At 38.1% G+C, this 21475-nt stretch carries 20 protein-coding genes and 1 pseudogene; 13 read left to right on the top strand and 8 right to left on the bottom strand.

The features are described 5' to 3' along the window. Both AVJ19_RS06005 and AVJ19_RS06010 read left to right on the top strand, forming a co-directional pair. Nucleotides 1-570, top strand: a 570-nt coding sequence (locus tag AVJ19_RS06005) for an ion channel (RefSeq protein WP_213067199.1), incomplete at its 5' end; no start/stop codon positions are given. Nucleotides 571-735: 165 nt separating this feature from the next. Beyond that, nucleotides 736-2703 carry a BCCT family transporter gene (locus AVJ19_RS06010; RefSeq protein ID WP_111858871.1) on the top strand — a complete coding sequence of 656 codons (1968 nt, stop codon included), beginning with the start codon at nucleotides 736-738 and terminating at the stop codon, nucleotides 2701-2703. A 72-nt stretch (nucleotides 2704-2775) separates the two neighbouring features. On the opposite strand, the gene omp33-36 is transcribed toward AVJ19_RS06010, so the two are convergent. Beyond that, a complete protein-coding gene (omp33-36, locus tag AVJ19_RS06015) occupies nucleotides 2776-3678 on the bottom strand; it encodes a porin Omp33-36 (RefSeq protein ID WP_228203300.1) in 903 nt (300 codons plus the stop codon). Between the two features lie 1038 nt (nucleotides 3679-4716). On the opposite strand from omp33-36, the gene blaOXA reads away from it, so the two are divergent. Beyond that, complete coding sequence (gene blaOXA, locus AVJ19_RS06020; protein ID WP_416240572.1) at nucleotides 4717-5499, top strand: class D beta-lactamase; 783 nt, start codon at nucleotides 4717-4719, stop codon at nucleotides 5497-5499. A 362-nt stretch (nucleotides 5500-5861) separates the two neighbouring features. Here blaOXA and AVJ19_RS06025 read toward each other — a convergent pair whose 3' ends face one another. After that, nucleotides 5862-6701, bottom strand: coding sequence for an AbiJ-NTD4 domain-containing protein (locus tag AVJ19_RS06025; protein WP_111858873.1), 840 nt, complete (start codon nucleotides 6699-6701; stop codon nucleotides 5862-5864). A 127-nt stretch (nucleotides 6702-6828) separates the two neighbouring features. After that, nucleotides 6829-9660: an excinuclease ABC subunit UvrA gene (gene uvrA / locus AVJ19_RS06030; protein ID WP_111858874.1), complete on the bottom strand. Its 2832-nt coding sequence runs from the start codon at nucleotides 9658-9660 to the stop codon at nucleotides 6829-6831. 266 nt (nucleotides 9661-9926) lie between these two features. Between uvrA and AVJ19_RS06035 the strand changes: the two genes are divergently transcribed. Next, nucleotides 9927-10283 carry a DUF1304 domain-containing protein gene (locus AVJ19_RS06035; protein ID WP_111858952.1) on the top strand — a complete coding sequence of 119 codons (357 nt, stop codon included), beginning with the start codon at nucleotides 9927-9929 and terminating at the stop codon, nucleotides 10281-10283. Between the two features lie 84 nt (nucleotides 10284-10367). Here AVJ19_RS06035 and AVJ19_RS06040 read toward each other — a convergent pair whose 3' ends face one another. Then, the gene (locus AVJ19_RS06040; RefSeq protein WP_111858875.1) at nucleotides 10368-10742 is read right to left on the bottom strand and encodes a hypothetical protein; all 375 of its coding nucleotides are present in this window, start codon (nucleotides 10740-10742) and stop codon (nucleotides 10368-10370) included. A gap of 195 nt (nucleotides 10743-10937) precedes the next feature. Between AVJ19_RS06040 and AVJ19_RS06045 the strand changes: the two genes are divergently transcribed. Both AVJ19_RS06045 and AVJ19_RS06050 read left to right on the top strand, forming a co-directional pair. Beyond that, on the top strand, nucleotides 10938-11279 hold the full coding sequence (locus AVJ19_RS06045; RefSeq protein ID WP_111858876.1) for a GlpM family protein: 342 nt from the start codon (nucleotides 10938-10940) through the stop codon (nucleotides 11277-11279). Between the two features lie 98 nt (nucleotides 11280-11377). After that, the gene (locus tag AVJ19_RS06050; RefSeq protein WP_111858877.1) at nucleotides 11378-11662 is read left to right on the top strand and encodes a YciI family protein; all 285 of its coding nucleotides are present in this window, start codon (nucleotides 11378-11380) and stop codon (nucleotides 11660-11662) included. Between the two features lie 83 nt (nucleotides 11663-11745). Here AVJ19_RS06050 and tenA read toward each other — a convergent pair whose 3' ends face one another. Continuing rightward, entirely contained in the window at nucleotides 11746-12420 is a 675-nt protein-coding gene (tenA, locus tag AVJ19_RS06055) for a thiaminase II (protein ID WP_111858878.1), read from the bottom strand. 222 nt (nucleotides 12421-12642) lie between these two features. On the opposite strand from tenA, the gene AVJ19_RS06060 reads away from it, so the two are divergent. From AVJ19_RS06060 to AVJ19_RS06075, 4 genes are all read left to right on the top strand, one after another. Continuing rightward, on the top strand, nucleotides 12643-13725 hold the full coding sequence (locus tag AVJ19_RS06060; RefSeq protein WP_111858879.1) for a DUF475 domain-containing protein: 1083 nt from the start codon (nucleotides 12643-12645) through the stop codon (nucleotides 13723-13725). 137 nt (nucleotides 13726-13862) lie between these two features. Next, complete coding sequence (locus tag AVJ19_RS06065) at nucleotides 13863-15227, top strand: MFS transporter (RefSeq protein WP_111858880.1); 1365 nt, start codon at nucleotides 13863-13865, stop codon at nucleotides 15225-15227. Nucleotides 15228-15278: 51 nt separating this feature from the next. Further along, on the top strand, nucleotides 15279-15899 hold the full coding sequence (gene ssb / locus AVJ19_RS06070; RefSeq protein ID WP_111858881.1) for a single-stranded DNA-binding protein: 621 nt from the start codon (nucleotides 15279-15281) through the stop codon (nucleotides 15897-15899). 89 nt (nucleotides 15900-15988) lie between these two features. Then, complete coding sequence (locus AVJ19_RS06075; RefSeq protein ID WP_111858882.1) at nucleotides 15989-16531, top strand: hypothetical protein; 543 nt, start codon at nucleotides 15989-15991, stop codon at nucleotides 16529-16531. A gap of 32 nt (nucleotides 16532-16563) precedes the next feature. Here the strand turns inward: AVJ19_RS06075 and AVJ19_RS06080 are convergent, their stop codons facing one another. Next, nucleotides 16564-17028, bottom strand: a complete 465-nt coding sequence (locus AVJ19_RS06080; protein ID WP_111858883.1) for a hotdog fold domain-containing protein — start codon at nucleotides 17026-17028, stop codon at nucleotides 16564-16566. 119 nt (nucleotides 17029-17147) lie between these two features. Between AVJ19_RS06080 and AVJ19_RS06085 the strand changes: the two genes are divergently transcribed. Beyond that, nucleotides 17148-17774 (top strand): TetR/AcrR family transcriptional regulator, encoded by a 627-nt coding sequence (locus tag AVJ19_RS06085; RefSeq protein ID WP_416240571.1) that lies wholly within the window; start codon nucleotides 17148-17150, stop codon nucleotides 17772-17774. A 143-nt stretch (nucleotides 17775-17917) separates the two neighbouring features. After that, on the top strand, nucleotides 17918-18481 hold the full coding sequence (ahpC, locus tag AVJ19_RS06090; protein WP_111858885.1) for an alkyl hydroperoxide reductase subunit C: 564 nt from the start codon (nucleotides 17918-17920) through the stop codon (nucleotides 18479-18481). A 63-nt stretch (nucleotides 18482-18544) separates the two neighbouring features. Here ahpC and AVJ19_RS06095 read toward each other — a convergent pair. Both AVJ19_RS06095 and ycaC read right to left on the bottom strand, forming a co-directional pair. After that, a pseudogene (locus tag AVJ19_RS06095) lies at nucleotides 18545-19472 on the bottom strand (LysR substrate-binding domain-containing protein). A 116-nt stretch (nucleotides 19473-19588) separates the two neighbouring features. Continuing rightward, nucleotides 19589-20218, bottom strand: coding sequence for an isochorismate family cysteine hydrolase YcaC (gene ycaC / locus AVJ19_RS06100; protein ID WP_111858886.1), 630 nt, complete (start codon nucleotides 20216-20218; stop codon nucleotides 19589-19591). Nucleotides 20219-20523: 305 nt separating this feature from the next. Here ycaC and AVJ19_RS06105 point away from each other — a divergent pair, with 305 nt between their 5' ends. Next, nucleotides 20524-21399: a pirin family protein gene (locus AVJ19_RS06105; RefSeq protein ID WP_111858887.1), complete on the top strand. Its 876-nt coding sequence runs from the start codon at nucleotides 20524-20526 to the stop codon at nucleotides 21397-21399. The last annotated feature ends 76 nt before the right edge of the window (nucleotides 21400-21475 follow it).

The raw sequence follows: 21475 nt of genomic DNA on the forward strand, positions 1-21475 counted from the left end.
ATACACCACCAAATTTTGATGTGGGCTTTAGGCGTTTTGGCTTTATTAATGATTGCTAAAGTGATTCGGCAAACGCCTGTTTATAGTGTGATTGGACTATTTTTTGTTGGTGGTGCATTTATATTTTCGATTTTGATGCTCATTGGGCAACGTTCCATTCCGATGCAAATCACAGCGCATTTCTTTGAAGCCATGGCTTATTTCTGCGCTGCTTATGGTTTAGTGCGTTATATGTTTGAAGACCGCTATCTCACCAAAGATGAACTGTTTGCAGCAGGGGCTGTTTTTACCTTGATCGCATGGGGCTTTGCGTTTTTATATAGTATTTGTCAGTTACTCGTGCCCAATAGTTTTCAAAATCCAAATCATGTAGGAGAGTACCAAACATGGTTGGATTTACTCTTCTTAAGTTTTAGTTTGCAGTCTGCTACAGGACTGTCTGATGTAATTCCACTCGCACCTGCTGCACGAATAGTGGCAATGTTACAAATGTTTGGTGGCGTGATGTACTTAGCATTGATTGTTTCGCGTTTGATTGCTTTACATTACATCGCACATAAAAATGAATAATTTCAATTGAATATTTTTTACAGTAAGTAAACTGTATCGATTTTTTGCCTGAATTATAATCAAATTTGGACTTTTCTTAAGCTGAGTCTGCTCTTTTTCACTTCTTGTGAATGCCTTTCTTGACCCATAGGGTCTGCCCATTAATTAAAAAAATGTGAGGAAGATATGCCTTCCAAAAAGTCATCTTGGTTTGATAATGTCAATCCAAATGTGTTTTTCAGTACGGTTGGAATTATCGTTATTTTTTTAGCATTCGTGATTTTGACACCGAATGCTTTTGATCTCATGACCAAACAAATGAATCAGTGGATTACCGATTCATTTAGTTGGTTCTATGTACTTGCGGTTGCAATTTTTCTTTTGGTTCTTGTGTTTATTGCATTATCAGACATGGGGAAAATAAAACTTGGCCCTGATCATAGCCAACCCGAATATAGCAGTGGCTCTTGGTTCGCCATGCTATTTACCGCAGGGATGGGGATTGGATTGATGTTTTTTGGTGTGGCTGAACCCGTCATGCATTATGTCAGTCCACCTACAGGTGATGCACAAACGGTACAAGCCGCACAGCAAGCGATGCGAATCACCTTTTTCCATTGGGGATTACATGCTTGGGCAATCTATGCCTTAGTTGGTTTAACATTGGCTTATTTTGCATTCCGCTATAATTTGCCTTTAAAAGTTCGTTCAGGTTTATATCCGATTATTGGTAAAAAAATCTATGGACCAATGGGTGATGCGGTCGATACCTTTGCAACACTTGGAACGGTTTTTGGTGTTGCAACGACATTGGGTTTTGGCGTCACACAGATTAACTCAGGTTTGAGTTATTTATTTGGTTGGGAAAACCAGATCAGCACGCAAATCATGCTGATTATTTTTGTCAGTGCTTTGGCATCTTTATCTGTGGGTTTGGGCTTAGATAAAGGAATTAAACGCTTATCTGAACTGAATTTAGTGCTTGCATTGTCTTTATTGGTCTTTGTATTTTTAGCCAGTTCAAGTATTTATATTTTACAAACCACCATTCAAAATGCTGGACAGTATATGTCCAATTTATTCTCCATGACCTTTAATCTCTATGCGTATCAACCGAATGGTTGGATTGGTGGTTGGACGATTATGTATTGGGCATGGTGGATTTCTTGGTCACCATTTGTAGGAATGTTTATTGCGCGGGTATCACGAGGACGGACTATTCGTGAGTTCATTGTGGGTGTATTGCTAATTCCAACAGGCTTTACCCTGATTTGGATGGGTTTCATGGGCAATGCCGCACTGTTCAGCATTTTAGAACAAGGACACACTAGTTTAATCACCGCAGTTCAAAATGATTCATCAGTGGCGCTGTTTGAGTTTTTAAGTCATTTACCTTTTGCTGGTATTTCAAGCTTTATTGCAACGATTTTGGTGGTGCTATTCTTTGTGACTTCTGCTGACTCCGGTGCGTTAGTGACGGATTATCTCACAGCGAAATCAGAAAACTCGCCAATTTGGCAGCGCCTCTTTTGGACGGCATTAATGGCAGTTTTGTCGATCATTCTTTTGCTTGTTGGTGGATTGGGCGCACTACAATCGGCAACCATGATGAGTGCTTTACCTTTTACATTTATTATGTTGCTTCTGTGTTGGGGATTACTCAAAGCATTGCGTTTAGATGTCACGAAAATGAATGCTTTGCAAGTTGCTCGAATTACCCCACGTGCAGTACAAAATCCTCGCAGTTGGCAACAACGTTTAGGTTTGATCATGCACTATCCGCATACACGCGATGAAGTGGATGACTATATTCAACATCAAGTACGACAGGCTTTTGAAAGTATTCAACGTGAATTTAAGCGCCGTCATTTAGAGGTGAATATCCGTGAGGTCGATGATGGTTTAGCTTTGAGTGTCGATCACCAAAGTGAACTCAACTTTGTCTATAAAGTACAAACTCATCAAACTGAAGCAGCAAGTTTTATGTTAGATGAACAACATGATGAAATTGATGAGTTTTATCAGGCTGAAGTGTTTTTACGTGAAGGCGGGCAGGGCTATGATGTAATGGATTGGACGCAAGAAGATCTATTACAAGACATCATTGATCAATATGAACGTCATTTACATTTTTTAAATGTGATTCGTAATTAAATCTAATTCCTTATACAAAAAAGGACTCTAAATTAGAGTCCTTTTTTTGATTCAATTTCTAAAGATTAGATCTTAGAAACGGAATTTAGCATTTACGCCAACAGTTTGAGTGTCGCCAACATATGCAACTGCTTGACCTTTTACAGCTTCATAGTTTGCATTTACATAGCTTGCGCCCACTGCAATAGCAGGAGTGATGAAGTAATTTACATTTGCACCTACAGCTGAGTCAGGTGTACCTTCGTAGCTTGATTCAGCATAAGACACGCCTACGCTTAATTTAGGATTTAAATACAAATCAGTTTTCAATTGGTAAGCAGTGTCATCACCATAAATGATGCCTGTTTCAAAACCAACAGCCATGTTTGTACCATCAATGTTACCTACATATTTAGTACGTGCAGTGATCGCATCTTGGTCATTACCAATTGTTTTAGCTTCAGCAGATGCTTTCGCAATACCTGTGCCCATCACATTGAAAGCATCAAATGCAGCTTGGTCAGCAACACTTGTATAACCTACAGCAACTAAGAAGTTTTGAGTTGGAAGAGCACCCACTTCTAATGCATAACGATCGCCATTATTGTCTTTACGATTTTGGTTTTTACTGTCAAGAATCGTATGGCTATAAGATGCACTTGCATAAGCAGGAACGAATTTAGTTGGAACATAAGCTTCAGCTTTAGCACCAAAGTTATGAGCGATGATGTCAACACCATTTGAACCAACTTCGCCATAGTTATATGCAAGCGAAACGTTAGAAGCTTGGTTTAAAAATGCAGCTTCAGCCAAAGGACCTTTAGAAGCATCAACATCTTTCAGGTAATACGTACCTTGAATACCACCTGTAAAATCTTTGTCATTTACAGTTGTGTCGATGTATTCAGATTGACCTTGAACTTCAAATTGATACGCTTGAGCACCGGTCATGGCTAATAATAAAGCAGTGGCTAAACCGAGTTTTTTCATAATCATTTCCAGTCTTTTGAAATGGGTTAAACAACCTGCATTGTATTGTAACAATATATTAAGTCAATGATGTATAAAGACATTATATTTTGAGTTAATACTCTAAATGTGGTAGTGGGTGAAAAATAGACAGATGATCTGTGTGAAGTCAACCTTAAAAAAACATCAATCAGAACAATGAAATAAATCGTGAAAAATCACGAAAAAATGAGAAAAATAGAAAATAATTTAATTGGTTTTGTGGATGAATTTTTATTAATTAATTGTAAAAAATGATTATTAAGTTTTATTTCAGTTGATTCTTAATATGAGGATGAATACATTTATGGTTGAATTGAATGATGATAATTGACATAAAAATGACATATCTGATTAAAAATAAATCAAACAAAAATATTTATGTGACTTAGTTTACATTTTGTTTTTATAGTGTGATTTGATTAAAATCATACTAAACTCATCGGCTTTACTTTATTGACTATTTTTTACATAATTATTATATCAAATTTATATGATAGATTTGATTACTTTCTCCATAGTTTTATTTTTTAATGCCCAATTTTCCCCAAGATTGGGTTTTTTTTGCTTAAAATTTAATAATATTAATATTTAAAAAATATGAATGATTCCGAATTTTTCATGATGTGATTGGCTAAAAGTACACTGTGATTTAAATCGCATATACGAGAGCCTTGTTTTAATCTAGATATGCACTATATTGGTGCTATGTATTATGATGTTGGCATGATTTTTGCCAAAAAAACCCCAATTTCTTATCGAAACTGGGGTTTTTCGCCAAAATCTTCGGAAAATCTAGAAATTCTGCTGAGGAATATTCCTAAATCGCCCTAATGAGGTGCATTATGCACTTAATTGTTGCACTTGTAAATATTTTCTTACATCCTTGAGAAAAAAACTTATATTGAAAGAAAATACATCCTTTATTATGCATTCCTGACTTAATTTCAGGGAAAAATCATGACGTATTTCAAGTGGGTTATATTGACCAGTGTGGCGAGTTTAGGTCTTGGTTGTGAAATGCAGATGATGAAACAACCACAACCCATCTCAGTTGCTCAACCATATGACATCAATACAAGAGCTCAAGATATTCCGCATTTATTTAATGAAGCACAGACCAAAGCAGTGATGGTGCTTTACGATGGAAAAGTGTTTCAACAGGTTGGTAATGATTTAAGTCGTGGCAATACAGCATTTATTCCTGCGTCAACCTTTAAAATATTGAATGCTTTGATTGGCTTACAGCATCAAAAAGTCACAAATACTGAAATTTTTAAATGGGATGGTCAACCACGTGCCTTTGCAAGTTGGCAAAAAGACATGACTTTGGCTGAAGCGATGCAAGCATCGGCTGTACCTGTTTATCAGGAATTGGCGAGACGGATTGGGTTAGAGCTGATGCAAAGTGAAATTAAACGAGTTGCATTTGGTAATGCTGAGATCGGTACACAAGTTGATCAATTTTGGCTGCAAGGTCCATTAGAGATCACACCGCAACAAGAAGCTGAATTTATATATCGTTTAGCAACTGAGCAATTACCTTTTGATGCAAAAGTTCAGCAACAAGTGAAAGAAATGCTGTTAATTGAGCAACGAGGAGATTTAAAACTGTATGCAAAAAGCGGTTGGGGCATGGATGTAGAACCCCAAGTGGGATGGTATACAGGTTGGGTGGACAATGGTCATGGCAAAATTACGGCATTTTCTTTAAATATGCAGATGGAAAAAGGTGATGATGCTACTGAACGTAAGCAATTGACTTTAGATGTTTTGGATAAGTTAAATATTTATAGTTTTCTGAGATAAAGGCAAAAAAAGCCCAGTCGATATAGAGGTGACTGGGCAGAAAAAGGTATTACAAGAAATTTACAGCGATATTTGAAAATATGTTCATCTATCTTGTGTTGATTAATATATTAAATTTATGTGCATCTGTAAAATAGTTTATTTGGATAAAATAAATTAATAAAAGCGATCATTGTTTAGTATGGGTTTATAATCTGAAGCTAGGTGATTTCATTATAGTGGCTATTTTTATGCTTTGGTAATTCCGCTCGTCATCATATTGATATGTTTGATTTTAATTAGAAAAGTTATTAGTAAAGTAGTGGTGAACCATTGAGAAATTTAAGATCTCGTAAGAGGTCTTGATTATTTTTGAGATATCACTATTTCGTTTTTTCAATTAAATAATTGATGAAGTTAGTACATGCGACGAGCATGAATTTAGCGTCGATATAACTTAGATTGGATTCTTCAAGCATTGCATGGCGAATTCCATCTCCATCAGAAGTGTAACCATAAAGTTGGCTTAAACTTCCTTTCAATGCGGGATGTAAACCGAATTTATCCTCAACGATTTTTAATGCTTTTCCTAAAGTCGCTTTTTCATCATTGGTCACAATTTTACAAATAGATTCAACTGCACTGATTGCTTCTTTAATTGAGTTTCGATAGTCAGGATTTTGACGATCTGACATCAATTTTAAAGCTTGGTTGAGATGTTGTTGAACACCTGAATAAGGATTTGTATTGGCTAAAGCTTCTTCAATAGATTGGATTTCTTGTTCTGAGGTGATTCGTATAATTTGATTATTTATGAGTCTGAATTTTGCAGAGTTTTTTTCAAAAATATCATTAATGCTGAATGTAAACAGATTCTTAGTTGTTCGAATGTTGGGGAAGTTTTTTACTAATATTTCTATCATTTCATAAACTTCATACCATTTACATGACATAAAATATTTTTTAATTTTTTTGATAGCTAAGTTTATGTTTTCAGGTATTTTATCAATTGGTTTATGAATCAAATTTGTATAGGTATCAATAAAAAAGTCTTTGAGTGCTGTATCGGTTGTTGAAACCTCTGAAAGTGGAAACTGTCGATATAAAGAGAAAATCAGACCATAGAGTGTGCTCCATAGTTCATTCCTATAAGATGCACTAATATCTTTTTCATTTTTTAATTGTAAAGGCTGCTTATACCCATATCTTTCTGAAAAGCGCATTATTTTCCTCAATTAACTTATTTTCACTTTTTCTATAACCTCACCCTAACCCTCTCCTAAAAGGAGAGGGAATCTCTTCATCTTTTGTAAAGATGAGGAGCTGAGCTTCATAAGAGGGAGATAATTCTTATTTCAACATCGGCTTTAAAAACTTCGCTGTATGTGAAACTTTAGATTTTGCCACTTGTTCAGGTGTACCCTCAGCAATAATCTGACCACCACCTGCGCCACCTTCAGGACCCAGATCAATCACCCAGTCAGCAGTTTTAATCACATCCAGATTATGCTCAATCACCACAATGGTATTACCCTTATTGCGCAGCTCATGAAGAATATCCAAAAGTTTCGCAATATCATGAAAATGCAGACCTGTGGTTGGTTCATCAAGCACATACAAAGTCTTGCCTGTATCACGCTTTGCCAGTTCACGAGCCAATTTCACACGTTGCGCTTCACCACCCGAAAGCGTGGTTGCAGACTGACCCAAACGGATATAACCCAAACCGACCTGATTTAACGTTTCCAGACGACGGTGAATCACAGGAATCGCATCAAAGAAATGCATCGCATCTTCAACGGTCATGCCTAAAACATCTGAAATATTTTTACCTTTATAACCGACTTCCAAAGTTTCACGGTTATAACGATCACCGTGACAAGCATCGCACGGCACATACATATCAGGTAAGAAATGCATTGCCACTTTGATCATGCCGTCACCCTCACAGGCTTCACAGCGACCACCTTTCACGTTAAACGAGAAACGACCTGCAGCATAACCACGTGCTTTGGCTTCAGGCGTCTGTGCAAATAACTCACGAATTGGTGTAAATAAACCAGTATACGTAGCAGGGTTAGAACGTGGGGTACGACCAATCGGGCTTTGGTCAATATCCACAACTTTATCGAGGAATTGCAAGCCATCAATCGAATCAAACTTTTCAGCGGTTAGAGTGGTTGCACCATTCAACTGCGTTGCGGCAAGCGGCAACAAAGTACGGTTAATCAAAGTGGATTTACCTGAACCTGAAACACCCGTCACACAGGTCATAATGCCAAGTGGAATGGTTAAATCGACATTTTGCAGGTTATGACCACATGCACCCATGAGCTTGATTTTTTCATCAGGCTTAGGCGGTTGCGTGCGCTGTTTTGGTACTTCGATTTTCAATTTGCCTGATAAATATTGACCTGTTAAAGACTCTTTATTTGCCAGAATTTCATCATAAGTCCCTTCGGCAATCACATGACCGCCATGTACGCCTGCACCAGGACCAATATCAATAATATGGTCAGCAGCACGAATCGCATCTTCATCATGCTCAACGACTAAAACCGTATTGCCGAGGTCACGTAAACGAACCAAAGTTTCTAACAGACGATCATTATCACGCTGATGCAGACCAATGGATGGTTCATCAAGGACGTACATCACGCCCATTAAACCCGCACCGATCTGTGATGCTAAACGAATACGCTGTGCTTCACCGCCTGAAAGGGTTTCCGCAGAACGCGACAGACTTAAATAGTTCAGACCGACAGACACAAGGAAGTGCAGACGCTCACGGATTTCTTTAAAAATCTTATCGGCAATTTCGCCTTTGGCACCCTCAAGATTTAAATCCTGATAATAATGTTCTGCATCGCCAATCGACATTTTGGTGATTTGGGCAATGGTTTTGTCTTTGACACGAACATGACGTGAAATTTCATTTAGACGTGAACCACCGCAGGCATCGCAGGCAGCATTGGATAAATACTGCGCCAAATCATCACGAACATAGTTGCTTTCTGTTTCACGATAGCGACGTTCCAGATGTGGCAAAATTCCTTCAAAAGGCTGTACACGACTGTGTTTACGACCACGTTCATCAATGTAGCTTAAGTCGACTTTTTCTTTGCCTGTACCGTATAGAAATTTCTTTTTGGTGTCGGCATCCAGTTCATTCCACGGTGTATCCAAAGAAAAACCGAAATGGTCAGCAACTTTCTGAATCATTGAATAATAATATGGACGTTGACGATCCCAACCACGAATTGCCCCTTGGCTAATCGAAACATCAGGACTTGGAATGAGTTTTTCAGCACTGAAATGGCTACGTGTTCCTAAACCATCACAGGTTGGACATGCACCGAATGGATTGTTGAATGAGAATAGGCGGGGTTCGAGTTCAGCAACGGCACGGTCACACTCAGGGCAGGAATGTTTTGCTGAAAAGACACGCTCAGGCTGTTCGCCATTCATCCACGATAAAATCGCAATATCACCACCTAAACGTAATGCTGTTTCAAAACTTTCCGCAATACGGTTACCAAGATCATCACGGACTTTAAAACGATCCACCACCACTTCGATGGTGTGTTTTTTCTTTTTATCCAACTCAGGCGGTGTATCAATATCAATCACTTCACCATCGACACGGGCACGAACGAAACCTTGACTCTGTAATTGGTCAAATAAATTGCTGTATTCACCTTTACGCTCACGCACAACAGGCGCAAGTAACATCAGGGCTGTGCCTTCTTCCAGACCTTTGACTGCATCGACCATTTCCGAAACCGTTTGTGCGACCATCGGTAAATCATGTTCAGGACAGTACGGTGTTCCAACACGTGCATAGAGCAGACGTAAATAATCATAAATTTCAGTAATGGTTCCCACCGTTGAACGTGGGTTATGACTTGTTGATTTTTGCTCAATCGCAATCGCAGGGCTTAAACCTTCTATTGAATCGACTTCAGGTTTTTCCATTTGTGAAAGGAATTGACGTGCATAAGCGGAAAGCGATTCGACATAACGACGCTGACCTTCGGCATATAAAGTGTCAAATGCCAGAGATGACTTTCCAGAGCCTGAAAGTCCCGTGATCACCACAAACTTGTCGCGTGGAATATCGAGAGACACATTTTTCAAATTATGGGTACGTGCGCCTCGAATACGGATATGACTTTGGCTCATAAAATATCTCGAAATTGTGCAAATGGAAGGGTATATATGATAACGATTTAATTTTGTTCAAGCTGTATTAAATCATTTTCTAGCGTCAATTTATGTCAGTAGAGTGATACTTTTCAATAGATCAAGGTAAAGGACTTTGTCTGACTTCACAAGTCAATCATTTTTGATAGAATATCGATATTTTTCACATTTTTGCCATTAAAATAAAGCATTCAAAGTATACTTTTTTGCGGATTCAGCAGGATAAAAACAAAGGACTGAGTATGATTATTGGTAAAATTTTAATTGCTGTCATTGCCTTGCTGCACATTTATTTTCTGATCTTGGAAATGTTTTTGTGGGACAAGCCAATGGGAATGAAAGCCTTTGGCAATAACTTGGAGAAGGCGAAACTGACCAAAGTGTTGGCGCAGAATCAAGGTTTATATAATGGCTTTTTAGCCGCAGGTTTGATTTGGTCCGTATGTGCGGCTGCACCATTTGCTCTGCAACTTGCCAATTTTTTCCTCGGCTGTGTATTGGTTGCAGGACTTTATGGTGCAATGACTGCAAGTAAAAAGATCTTATATATTCAGGCATTGCCCGCTTTGATTGCATTGTTGGTGGTCAATTTTGTTGCTTAATTGCTTTATTAAGTTTGGTCGCCCACACTCTCACAAGAGGAGATATAGCTCCTCTTGGCATTGTAGGTTATAGAAATTGTAGTCCTAACACGCCAGCGCAAAAGGTCGTTCAAAAATAGAATCCAATGCTTCAAATGCAAATGGACGTGCAATATCATGATGTTGTCTGGCATAGAAATTGACTTCTTTTTCAAGCAATTGTAAGAAATCATTGTATTGTTCTTCAAAGTCATGCAAATCCAATAAATCCCAACCTCTGGACAGATGACAGTTATACTTTTCAATAAATTCCAGCATCATTTTTTGAATGTGTGAATTGGTATAATAAATTAAATAAGTGGCAGCAGCGCCGCAGTGTGTGCATCCTTTTTCCAGATAAATTTCCTCACTGTTGAGCCAACAGCATTGCAAAGTGAAAAATGTACGAATCGCCTCTGTCGCTAAAGTCGGATTTTGCATAGAAACCTCACAATTGATCAAAGTGATAAATATTGATAATGATAATTATTATCATTAATTATGTTTGAATTGAAATAAATTGTCTAGTCTCAATGTTTATTTGATGTTGCTTTACATGCAGTCATATTTCCATTTACGAAAAAGAATGCGTTAAAATTTTTACTTGAATCATTTTATTTTTTGGATTGAATCCACATGCTGTCTTTATTTTTGAAATGTGTCATGGGGGCAGCAGTGGTGTTATTGATCGCTTTACTGTCTAAAAGCAAGGTGTTTTATATTGCAGGTTTAGTTCCACTATTTCCTACTTTTGCGTTAATCGCCCATGTGATCGTGGCACAAGATAAAGGTGCAGAAGCATTAAGGCAAACTGCTTTGTTTGGCATGTGGTCTTTAATTCCTTATTTTGTCTATCTTTTGGCAGTATATATGTTGGCAACGAAAATGCCGATTTGGTCGTGCTTGGGGGTTGCTACAGCATGTTGGATCATCGCAGCAGTGGTGTTGATTTTTGGTTGGAATAGTTATTTTTCATAAATCTTGCATCAATTTATGCACAGTATTATTTTGTTTGAATGGTGTATGCTTGAAGCTGTGGAAAGTGTAAAAGTAATGTATTAAACAGGAAAATAACAATGTATATCATTCAATTGCAGTATCAAAAAAGCTTAGAAGAAGTTGATGCCTATTTGCGAGATCATGTGAAATGGCTTAAACAACAATTTGAACTCGGTCATTTCATTGCTGCTGGGCGCAAAGATCCTGTGACAGGAGGGGTATTGTTTACGAAAAATATGCCACTTGCTGAACTTGAAGATATTTTAAAATCAGATCCTTTTCAGGCGGTTGCTCAATATGAAATTACCAAGTTAGATGTCGGTTTGACTCATGTGGATTTTGAAAATTTAAAAGGAATTTAAATTTTTTGAATGTGTATAAATGACCATTTCTCTTGCGTTATATTGAGCGCAAGAGAAAAGTGAAACACCGTAATTTTTAAAGCTTATTGCTCATCTAAACTAAGCCATTGTCTTTGATGATAAGCACCATCCCAAAATAAATATTCAAGTTCAGCACCTTTGGTATACGCCTTGTGCATTTTCTCAATGGTGTCAGCATCACAACGTTCTGCAATACGATCAATGGTCGCTAAAACATTTTTTACTGCTTGAGTAAATTCTTCACCTGAATAGGTATCTACCCATGCTTGATACGGGTTATTGGGTACAGAAGCACTGACAATGTCCTTACCCACTTCAGCATAAATCCAAAAGCATGGTAAAAGTGATGCCAAAACCACAGGATAACTTTCTGACCAAGCCGTTGCTGTTAAAAATGATGTGTAATGGTGGCAAGCTAAAGTTAAAGGCGTATTTTCAAAATCATCTTTGCTGATACCAAAATCTTGCATAAAACCATCATGCAAACTACGTTCAACGACAATCGCTTCTTTTGCACCTTGAGTAAACTGGATAATGTCATCGGCATCAAAGGCTTTCGCACCACAGACTGCTAAAGCACGACCATACGCCACTAAATAGTGAGCATCTTGAATGACATAGTGGCAAAAAGCGGCTTGATCTAAAGTACCAGCAGCCAGTTCTTGGTTAAAAGGAAGTGCTAAGGTTTTTTGATAAAGTGCTAGATTACGTTGCCAAACGTCTTGAGAAAATGACATAAAGTTATTCCAAACAGTTTATAAATAATGGCTTAACTATAACAACAATTAAAAAATTTACGACCTGAAAAACCGTTTAAATCATGTCACATGTTCAAAAAAATCATACGAAGAGTTTAAGTAAAATCAGTAAAAGTTGTCATAATTAGCATATCTGGCTTAAACCTTGCTTTAAGCACTCTTCATTTATCCTTAGATAAAAATATTCATAGGTCGTCTATCATGTGGAAACATTTTGGTTTCTCAATCATTTTTACGGTCGTGTGTCTTGCGATTTCTGCCTACTGGGGGTTTCACCACGGTCCAGAAGCTGGCTTAAAGACCATGTTCACGGCATTGACTATTACTGCGATTTTAGCAGTGATGGAGGTTTCACTTTCTTTTGATAATGCTGTGGTCAATGCTTCAGTTTTACGAGGCTGGGATCATTTTTGGAAAATGATCTTTTTAACAGTTGGTATTCTTATCGCAGTTTTTGGTATGCGTTTGATCTTTCCGATTGTGATTGTGGCAGCAACAGCTGACATGGGCATGATGGAAGTGGTGAATATGGCATTGAATGATCCAAAGAATTATTCAGCACGTTTGATTGCCCATCATGCTGAAATTGCGGCATTTGGTGGTTCATTCTTACTTTTGGTATTTTTAAACTTTTTCTTGGATGAAGGTAAAGATACGCATTGGTTTAAATGGCTTGAAGCACGTTTAGCCCATTTAGCCAATGTTCCTGCAATGTCAGTATTTTTAGCATTGATTGCTTTATTGATTATGGCTGCCAATGTCGAAGAAGCAAAACGTCTTGTGGTAACAATGGCGGGGATTTGGGGTATCGTGATTTATATCGGGGTACAAGTACTCAGTCATTTACTTGGGGGTGAACCTGAAGTCGATGAAAATGGTAATGCGATTGGTCATGATGCTTCTGGTGCGCCAACGGGTGCAATTAAAGCGGGTATTGGTGGTTTTATCTACCTAGAAGTATTGGATGCATCATTCAGTTTTGATGGCGTGATAGGTGCATTTGCGATTACCTCTGATGTTGTCATTATCATGCTAGGTCTTGCAATTGGTGCGATGTTTGTGCGTTCGATGACCATTTATCTTGTTGAAAAAGGTACTTTGGATGCATATATCTACCTTGAACATGGCGCACATTATGCGATTGGTGCGTTGGCATTTATTATGATTGCGAGTGGAACAGGTCTGCATGTACCTGAAGTGGTCACAGGTTTAATCGGTGTGGCATTTATTGTTTGGGCAGTGCTTGCATCTATTCAATACAACAAACGGATTGCACAGCATTAATGCTTTTTTAAGAAAAATATTCATAATGAGGACGTATTTATACGTCCTTTTTTGTACCTAGATCTCCCACAAACTCGTGGCAATATGCGATGATAGCGTGGGAATAAAGTGAAAAAAGTTTTGAAAAGTTTATTGATATGATGAATTCCATAGAGCGCCGTTCCACCTTTGCATTAAGTAGTATTTTTGCCTTACGCATGTTGGGGTTGTTCATGATCATTCCTGTCTTTGCTGTTGCAGGGCAGTCATATCAATATGCTACGCCTGCATTGCTTGGTTTAGCAGTGGGTGTTTATGGCTTGAGTCAGGCACTTTTGCAAATTCCTTTTAGCCTTTGGGCAGACCGTTTTAGTCGTAAACCGCTGATTATTTTTGGCTTGTTGTTATTTGCTTTAGGCGGTGCAGTTGCTGCTATGTCGGAAACCATTTATGGGGTGATCATCGGGCGAGCAATTGCAGGAGCAGGGGCTGTTTCTGCAGTGGTGATGGCGCTACTTGCAGATGTCACACGTGAAGAAAACCGAACCAAAGCCATGGCAGTCATGGGGATGAGCATCGGTTTATCTTTTACTGTGGCTTTTAGCTTAGGACCTTGGCTCACGACTTTGGTGGGAATTTCAGGTTTGTTCTGGGTAACGACCATCATGGGCTTATTAGCGATTGTAAGCTTATTCCTCGTGCCGAAAACCACACGTCACCATAAGAATTTTAAACAAGGTTATCTCAACCAGCTCAAGCAAGTGTTGAAAATGGGGGATCTCAATCGTCTGCATGTGTCGGTATTTTCACTACATTTATTGCTGACTGCGATGTTTGTCTATGTCCCATCACAATTGATTAATTTTGCAGGTATTCCACTATCAAAACATGGCATTGTGTATTTGCCCTTATTAGTGATCAGCCTGTTCTTTGCATTTCCAAGTATTATTTTGGCGGAAAAATATCGCAAAATGCGGGGGATTTTCCTGACTGCAATTGCAGGGATTATTGCAGGATTAGCGATTTTAATTTTTGGTTATGAGTCTAAATATATTCTCTTACTCGGCTTGGGTTTATTTTTTATTGCTTTTAATGTGATGGAAGCATTATTACCCTCGTGGTTATCGAAAGCTGCACCCATCCAATCCAAAGCAACTGCGATGGGTGTCAATGCCAGTGGACAGTTCTTAGGTGCATTTTTTGGTGGAACATTGGGGGGGCAATTATTGTTGTTAAATAACACTACAATGGGTTGGAGTGTGCTAACAGCTATTGCTATAATTTGGTTGCTGATCAGTTTTGGTTTGGCGCAACCTCGTTACTTAACATCCATCGTCTTACGTTTGCCTGAAAATCAACAAACCGATAATTGGACTTCTCAGTTATTGGCAATTCGTGGTATTGAAGAAGTTGTGGTGATGTCAGAACAGCAAGTGGCATATATAAAGGTTGATAAACAGCAAATAGATGATGCTGGGCGACAACATTTAACGCACTTGTTTGGCAAAGAGGTAGCCATTTAAACATAACTCTTATAAAGTAAAACATAGAATCGAATAGGAAGATAATCTCTGATGCGTGGTGTAAATAAAGTCATTTTAGTGGGTACTTTGGGTCGTGATCCAGAAACGAAAACTTTCCCAAATGGTGGTTCTCTCACTCAGTTTTCAATTGCAACCAGTGAATCTTGGACAGATAAGAATACAGGCGAACGAAAAGAACAAACAGAATGGCACCGTATCGTATTGCACAACCGTTTAGGTGAAATTGCACAGCAATATTTACGTAAAGGCTCAAAAGTTTATATCGAAGGTTCATTGCGTACTCGTCAATGGACAGATCAAAATGGTCAAGAGCGTTACACCACAGAAATCCGTGGTGAACAAATGCAAATGCTTGATTCAAACCGTCAGCAAGGTGAACAGGGTCAAGGCTTTGGTGGTGATAATGGCGGTTATAGCCAACCTCGTTTTAATAACAATAATAATCAGCAAGGTGGTTTTAATAACAACCAAGGCGGCTATGGTAATCAGGGCAATCAAGGCGGCTATGGTAACCAAGGCAATAGCAACCAAGGTAACTATGGCAATGCGGGCAACAATGTAAACCAAGGTTTCCAATCGCCTAAGCCAGCAGCAGCGCCTGCGACACCTGCACAAGCACCAGCAGATTTAGATGATGATCTTCCGTTCTGATTAACACTTAAAACGGTAAATCGTCATCCAAACCCTTTGTGCAAACAGAGGGTTTTTTATTGAAAAATAGAGAAATGAGAAAATAAAAAATGTCAGCACATCCAATTTTAAAAAGAGTAGAAGATGTATTTCAGCAGTTGATAGTACTGATTCATTCTCCTGAATTTTTAGCAGGAAACTATCATGATCATAAAAATATCATCATTGAAAATGAAAAAGATGCGATTGAATTTTCAACTGATCAAGATATTGATTTGAATTATGGTGAAGAATATACATATTGGATCGATTTTATTGAAGATCGAGGGGATATGTGTTCGATTTGGGCGTTGGAATCAGAGTTGGAGCACAGTGTTCAAGAAGAATATAATGTTTTATTGAAGCACTATTTAGAAGATGAATTCTCTCGAAAATTATTTGAAAGTGCAGATTTGAAAGGATTTCCAAATGAGTTGCAAGGACATCTGCATAGTTATTTATTTGTTATTTTTAATTATAAAATTTTCTTTGATGAAATTCCTCCATTTTGGCAGGAAATTCTGTTGATCTTGGAACAAGGTGGTTTTCCTACAGGGTGGAAAGGTGCATTTCCAAAAGGGGAAATGCTGATTTATAATCATAAAACTAAATAAATCTCCTTTATTTTCAAAGGAGATTTAGATTATTACTTCTTCGCCGATACCCACATGGTAATCACGGCTTTAAACACAGTATTTTGATGAATATCTTTCACTTCAACATTCACCAAATAATCACTGCCTTGATTCCACTGAAAATCTGCCTCAACAGGTGTAGCAATCGCAGTCAAATCTGTTTCTGCTTTCTTTAAATATTCCACCGTCATACCTTTGGGAATCCAGCGATGCGAAGAAGGTACAGTCGCATCCGTCATGGTTCCGCCTGCAAGTTCAGCCATATTACACATTGCAATCGCATGAACCGTTCCGATATGGTTCAGCACAGAACGCTGCTTCTTGATTTTAATTTCACAATAATTCGGTGCAAGTTGTTCAAAAACAGGGGAAATACTGCCGAAATACGGTGCTTTCAGGCAAATCAATTTTGAAAATGTCCATTTCCCTGCGGGTTTGTTTTTAAAGCGATTCCATAATTTTAATGCTTGGCTCATTGTTATTTCCAAAAGAAGTAAAACAGAATATAATTCTAATACAGAATAATATTCTGTTATTGGCTCGGCAGACACATTCTGCTGCCAAGTCGGTCAAAGCAAGGTTGTGGAATTTAAAATTGATGGAAAATATCGAATTATTACAACGGATTTATGTTGGAAAACGGGCAGAATTAAAACGCACGATTTTACATGAAGCCTTATTTTGCTTTTTAAATCATGGGATTGAAACCACCAATATTGAGATGATCCGTGAACGTGCTGAAACCAGTGTTGGGGCGATTTATCATCATTTTAAAAATAAAGAAGGCATTGTTCGGGCTTTATATTTGAGTGCTTTGCAAGATCAGGCGCAGCGCCGTGAACACGCTTTATCGCAAGTCCGCTCTTTAGAAGAAGCGATTAAAGCCATTGTGAGGAGTTATATTGATTGGGTGATGGATTATGCTGATTTTGCACGTTTTTTATATATGTCAGGGGCATTGGTGAATCGTGTTGATCAAGATTTGGAATTAAAACACGTCAATCAGCAACGTAATCAAGATTTAATGAAATGCATACAAGGCTTTGAAGATGCTGATAAAATTAACAATATTCCACAAGAATTACTATTATCTTTGGTCATCGGGGCAACGGAAAGTTATTGTCGGGCGTGGTTGTCGCATAAAGTGAAAACTTCACCACAAGATTATCAAAATGTTTTGGCAAAGACAGCGTGGAACAATATTGCGTACTTTTCAGAGTAATCTAAAGTGCCGATCATGTCCTGTATTTTTAATCTAAAAAATAGATTATAATTATAAAAAACTTCTGTTTTACCGATTTAGCGTTTTTGCGTATTCTAGCTTCACAGACAAGCAATCCCTGCAACGAATTGAAGGAATACCCAATGAGCTTAATCAATACCCACGTTAAACCATTTCATGCAACAGCATATAAAAATGGTGAATTTGTTGAAGTTTCAGAACAGGATATGATCGGTAAATGGTCAGTTGTATTTTTCTATCCTGCTGATTTTACATTTGTTTGTCCAACTGAATTGGGCGATCTTGCAGATAACTATGCAGAATTCCAAAAAATGGGTGTAGAGATTTATTCAGTATCTACAGATACACATTTCACCCACAAAGCTTGGCATGATGCATCTGACGAAATCAAAAAAATCCAATATACTATGGTGGGTGATCCAACATGGACTTTGGCGAAAAACTTTGAAGTGCTGATCGAAGCGGAAGGTTTGGCAGATCGTGGAACATTTGTGATCGACCCTGAAGGGAAGATCCAAATTGTTGAAATCAATGCGGGTGGTATTGGTCGTGATGCACAAGAACTTCTTCGTAAAGTCAAAGCTGCACAATATGTTCATGCACATCCTGGTGAAGTTTGCCCTGCAAAATGGAAAGAAGGTGATGCAACACTTGCACCTTCGATTGATCTGATTGGCAAAATCTAAGTATTTAAATATTTCAATAGATTGACTATAAAAATCAAAGTTTCGGCTTTGGATTTTTTGTATTTAAGTCAAATAACCTTGATGCTGATCTGCATAATTTCGCATACCTTGAATAAGATGTTCAATGAATTTATCCATGATCATTGCTTGTCCTTTTCGTGATGCATAGACCAATTGCACTGTACCAATATTAGAACACCATTCAGGTAATATATGGATTAAACGACCTGATTGAATATCTTTTTCCACCGTTAAATAGGGCAGATCAGCAATGCCTAAACCGTCTAAAACGGCATGATAAACACCTGAAAGATCATTGCTTTTCACTCGTGGTTGCAGATGGATCTCAATCTGTTCCGCATGTGAAATATTATGCAAATGCCAATGGGAAGCCTGTTTTTGACTGCCTAAAGCAATACTTGGAAAATCATACAATTCAGTAATATGCGTTAGTTGTCGACCTTGTAAAAGTGCAGGGCTTGCCACCAGACAATGTGTGGTTTTAATCACATCACGCACGATAATACTCGAGTCTTCATTGGCTGAAAAATTGGTTCGAATCGCCAAATCAATATCATCATTCAACACATCCACCCTGCGACTGCTGAGTTCCATTTCAATATTAACTTTGGGGTAGGTTTTTAAAAATTGTGTTAAAAGTGGCTGAATTTGATGTTGCATCATCATGGGCGGGCAACTGAATTTGATTAAACCTTGCGGTTCTATACTGCTTTGTTTCAATAAAATATTTTCAATATGATCGGCATGTTCGATGATTTTTTTTGCATTCTTCAAAAAACTCCTGCCCCAAAGCAGTCACTTTAAAATGACGAGTTGAGCGTTGAATCAGGGTGACATTAAATTTGGCTTCTAAGTCTAAAATGCGCCGACTGAGTTTGGATTTGGTAATGTCCGTTGCTTCACTGGCAGCACTAAATCCACCATACTTGACCACCAGATAGAAGTAGTAATAATCATCAAAAGAATGCATGAATTGTCCTGAATAAAGCTTTTTATGCACCATATCATAATGCACAATAATCTTTTTTATCCTATAAATAAGAAAAAGCGATCAGAAGATCGCTTTTAAAACCGATATTGTCATACTTATTTTTCTTCTGAATTGAAGAAGCTATAGCTGTTCATCAGGTTGCGATAATCAGGAATATGATTTGAGAATAATGCGCCCAAGCCCTCTACATCATTACGCCAATCACGGTGTAATTCACACGCCATACCAAACCAGGTCATCAACTGTGCGCCTGCACTCGACATACGATCCCATGCTGCATCACGAGTAAGCGGATTAAAGGTCCCCGATGCATCTGTCACCACAAAAACTTCAAAATCTTCTTCAAGTGCCGACAGTGCAGGGAAAGCAACGCAGACTTCTGTTACAACACCTGCGATAATCAATTGTTTCTTACCAGTCGCTTTGACTGCTTTAACAAAATCTTCATTATCCCATGCATTAATTTGACCAGGACGTGCGATAAATGGTGCGTCTGGAAACATTTCTTTTAGTTCAGGTACAAGCGGACCATTTGGACCATTTTCAAAACTTGTGGTTAAAATCGTTGGTAAATTAAAGTATTTTGCGGCTGCTGCAACTGCAAGGACATTGGTTTTAAATTTGTCTGGATCGATATCACGAACCAAGGACAAGAGCCCCGTTTGATGGTCAACAAGAAGTACTGCGGCATTGTCTTTGTCTAAACGAACGTATGGTTTTCCCATTTGAATTATTCCTGTGTAAGGTGACTATTATTTAAAATGATGCAGATACTGAGATGAAATATGATCAGTAGCCAGCAGGGTACGGTTTTATACTAGGGTTAAAATGTTGAAAGAAAAAGACGCATTTTTAAGACAAATTGTCTTATCTATAAGATAGTCGATTAAATTTTTGAATCTGTTCTGAAATTGTATCATTTTATTTTATTGTCCTGTTTTTGGGATAGAGATTGCTATCAAATTGCTATAATCACGGATTTAGAATCATTAAAATAGCATTCATATTCAGTCCCAACTGGGAGATAGAAATGAAAAAAGTTGTTGGCGTTTATCGCAATAAAAATATGCACTGGGTGGGCGATGGTTTTCCTGTCAAAAACCTATTCTCTTATGATCGTCTAGGTCAGGCAATCAGTCCATTTTTACTGTTGGACTATGCTGCACCATACCATTTTGCTGCAACTACAGCACAACATGGTGTAGGTTCACATCCGCATCGTGGTTTTGAAACGGTCACGATCGCCTATCAAGGTGAAGTTAGTCATAAAGATTCGGCAGGTGGTGGTGGCACCATTAAAACTGGTGATGTGCAATGGATGACAGCAGGTGCGGGGTTAGTACATGAGGAATTTCATTCACATGATTTTGCTGAAAAAGGTGGCATGTTTGAAATGGTGCAACTTTGGGTGAATTTACCTGCGGCAGATAAAATGACAGCACCGAAATATCAAGCGATTGAAGCAAAAGATATTCCTGTGGTCAAATTTGAAAATAATGCAGGTCAACTGCGTGTTATCGCAGGACAATATGCAGAACAACAAGGTGCAGCCTTGACCTTTAGTCCTGTGAATGTGTGGGATGCGACTTTAAGAGCAGGGCATGTACAAAATATTTTTGTACCTGTTGATCACAATACATTGCTTGTGGTACTTGAGGGTGAATTAATGCTCAATACAACACAACATGTGCAAGACCATTCGATTGTGATGTTTGCCAAAGATGCTGAAGCACATATTCAAATTGAAGCATTGCAGGATGCTAAATTCTTAGTATTGACAGGTAAACCGTTGAATGAACCGATTCAAGGCTATGGTCCTTTTGTGATGAATAGCAAAGATGAAATCATTCAAGCTTTTAATGATTTTAACAGTGGTAAATTTGGTGAGATTGCCATCCAAAGTTAAGGTAAAAGCGGATTTTAGAATCCGCTTTTTATGTATCTAGATATTTATATTGATGGCTAAAGCCATTTAGATAAAA

Source organism: Acinetobacter sp. CFCC 10889 (assembly GCF_003268395.1).
GTDB lineage: Bacteria > Pseudomonadota > Gammaproteobacteria > Pseudomonadales > Moraxellaceae > Acinetobacter.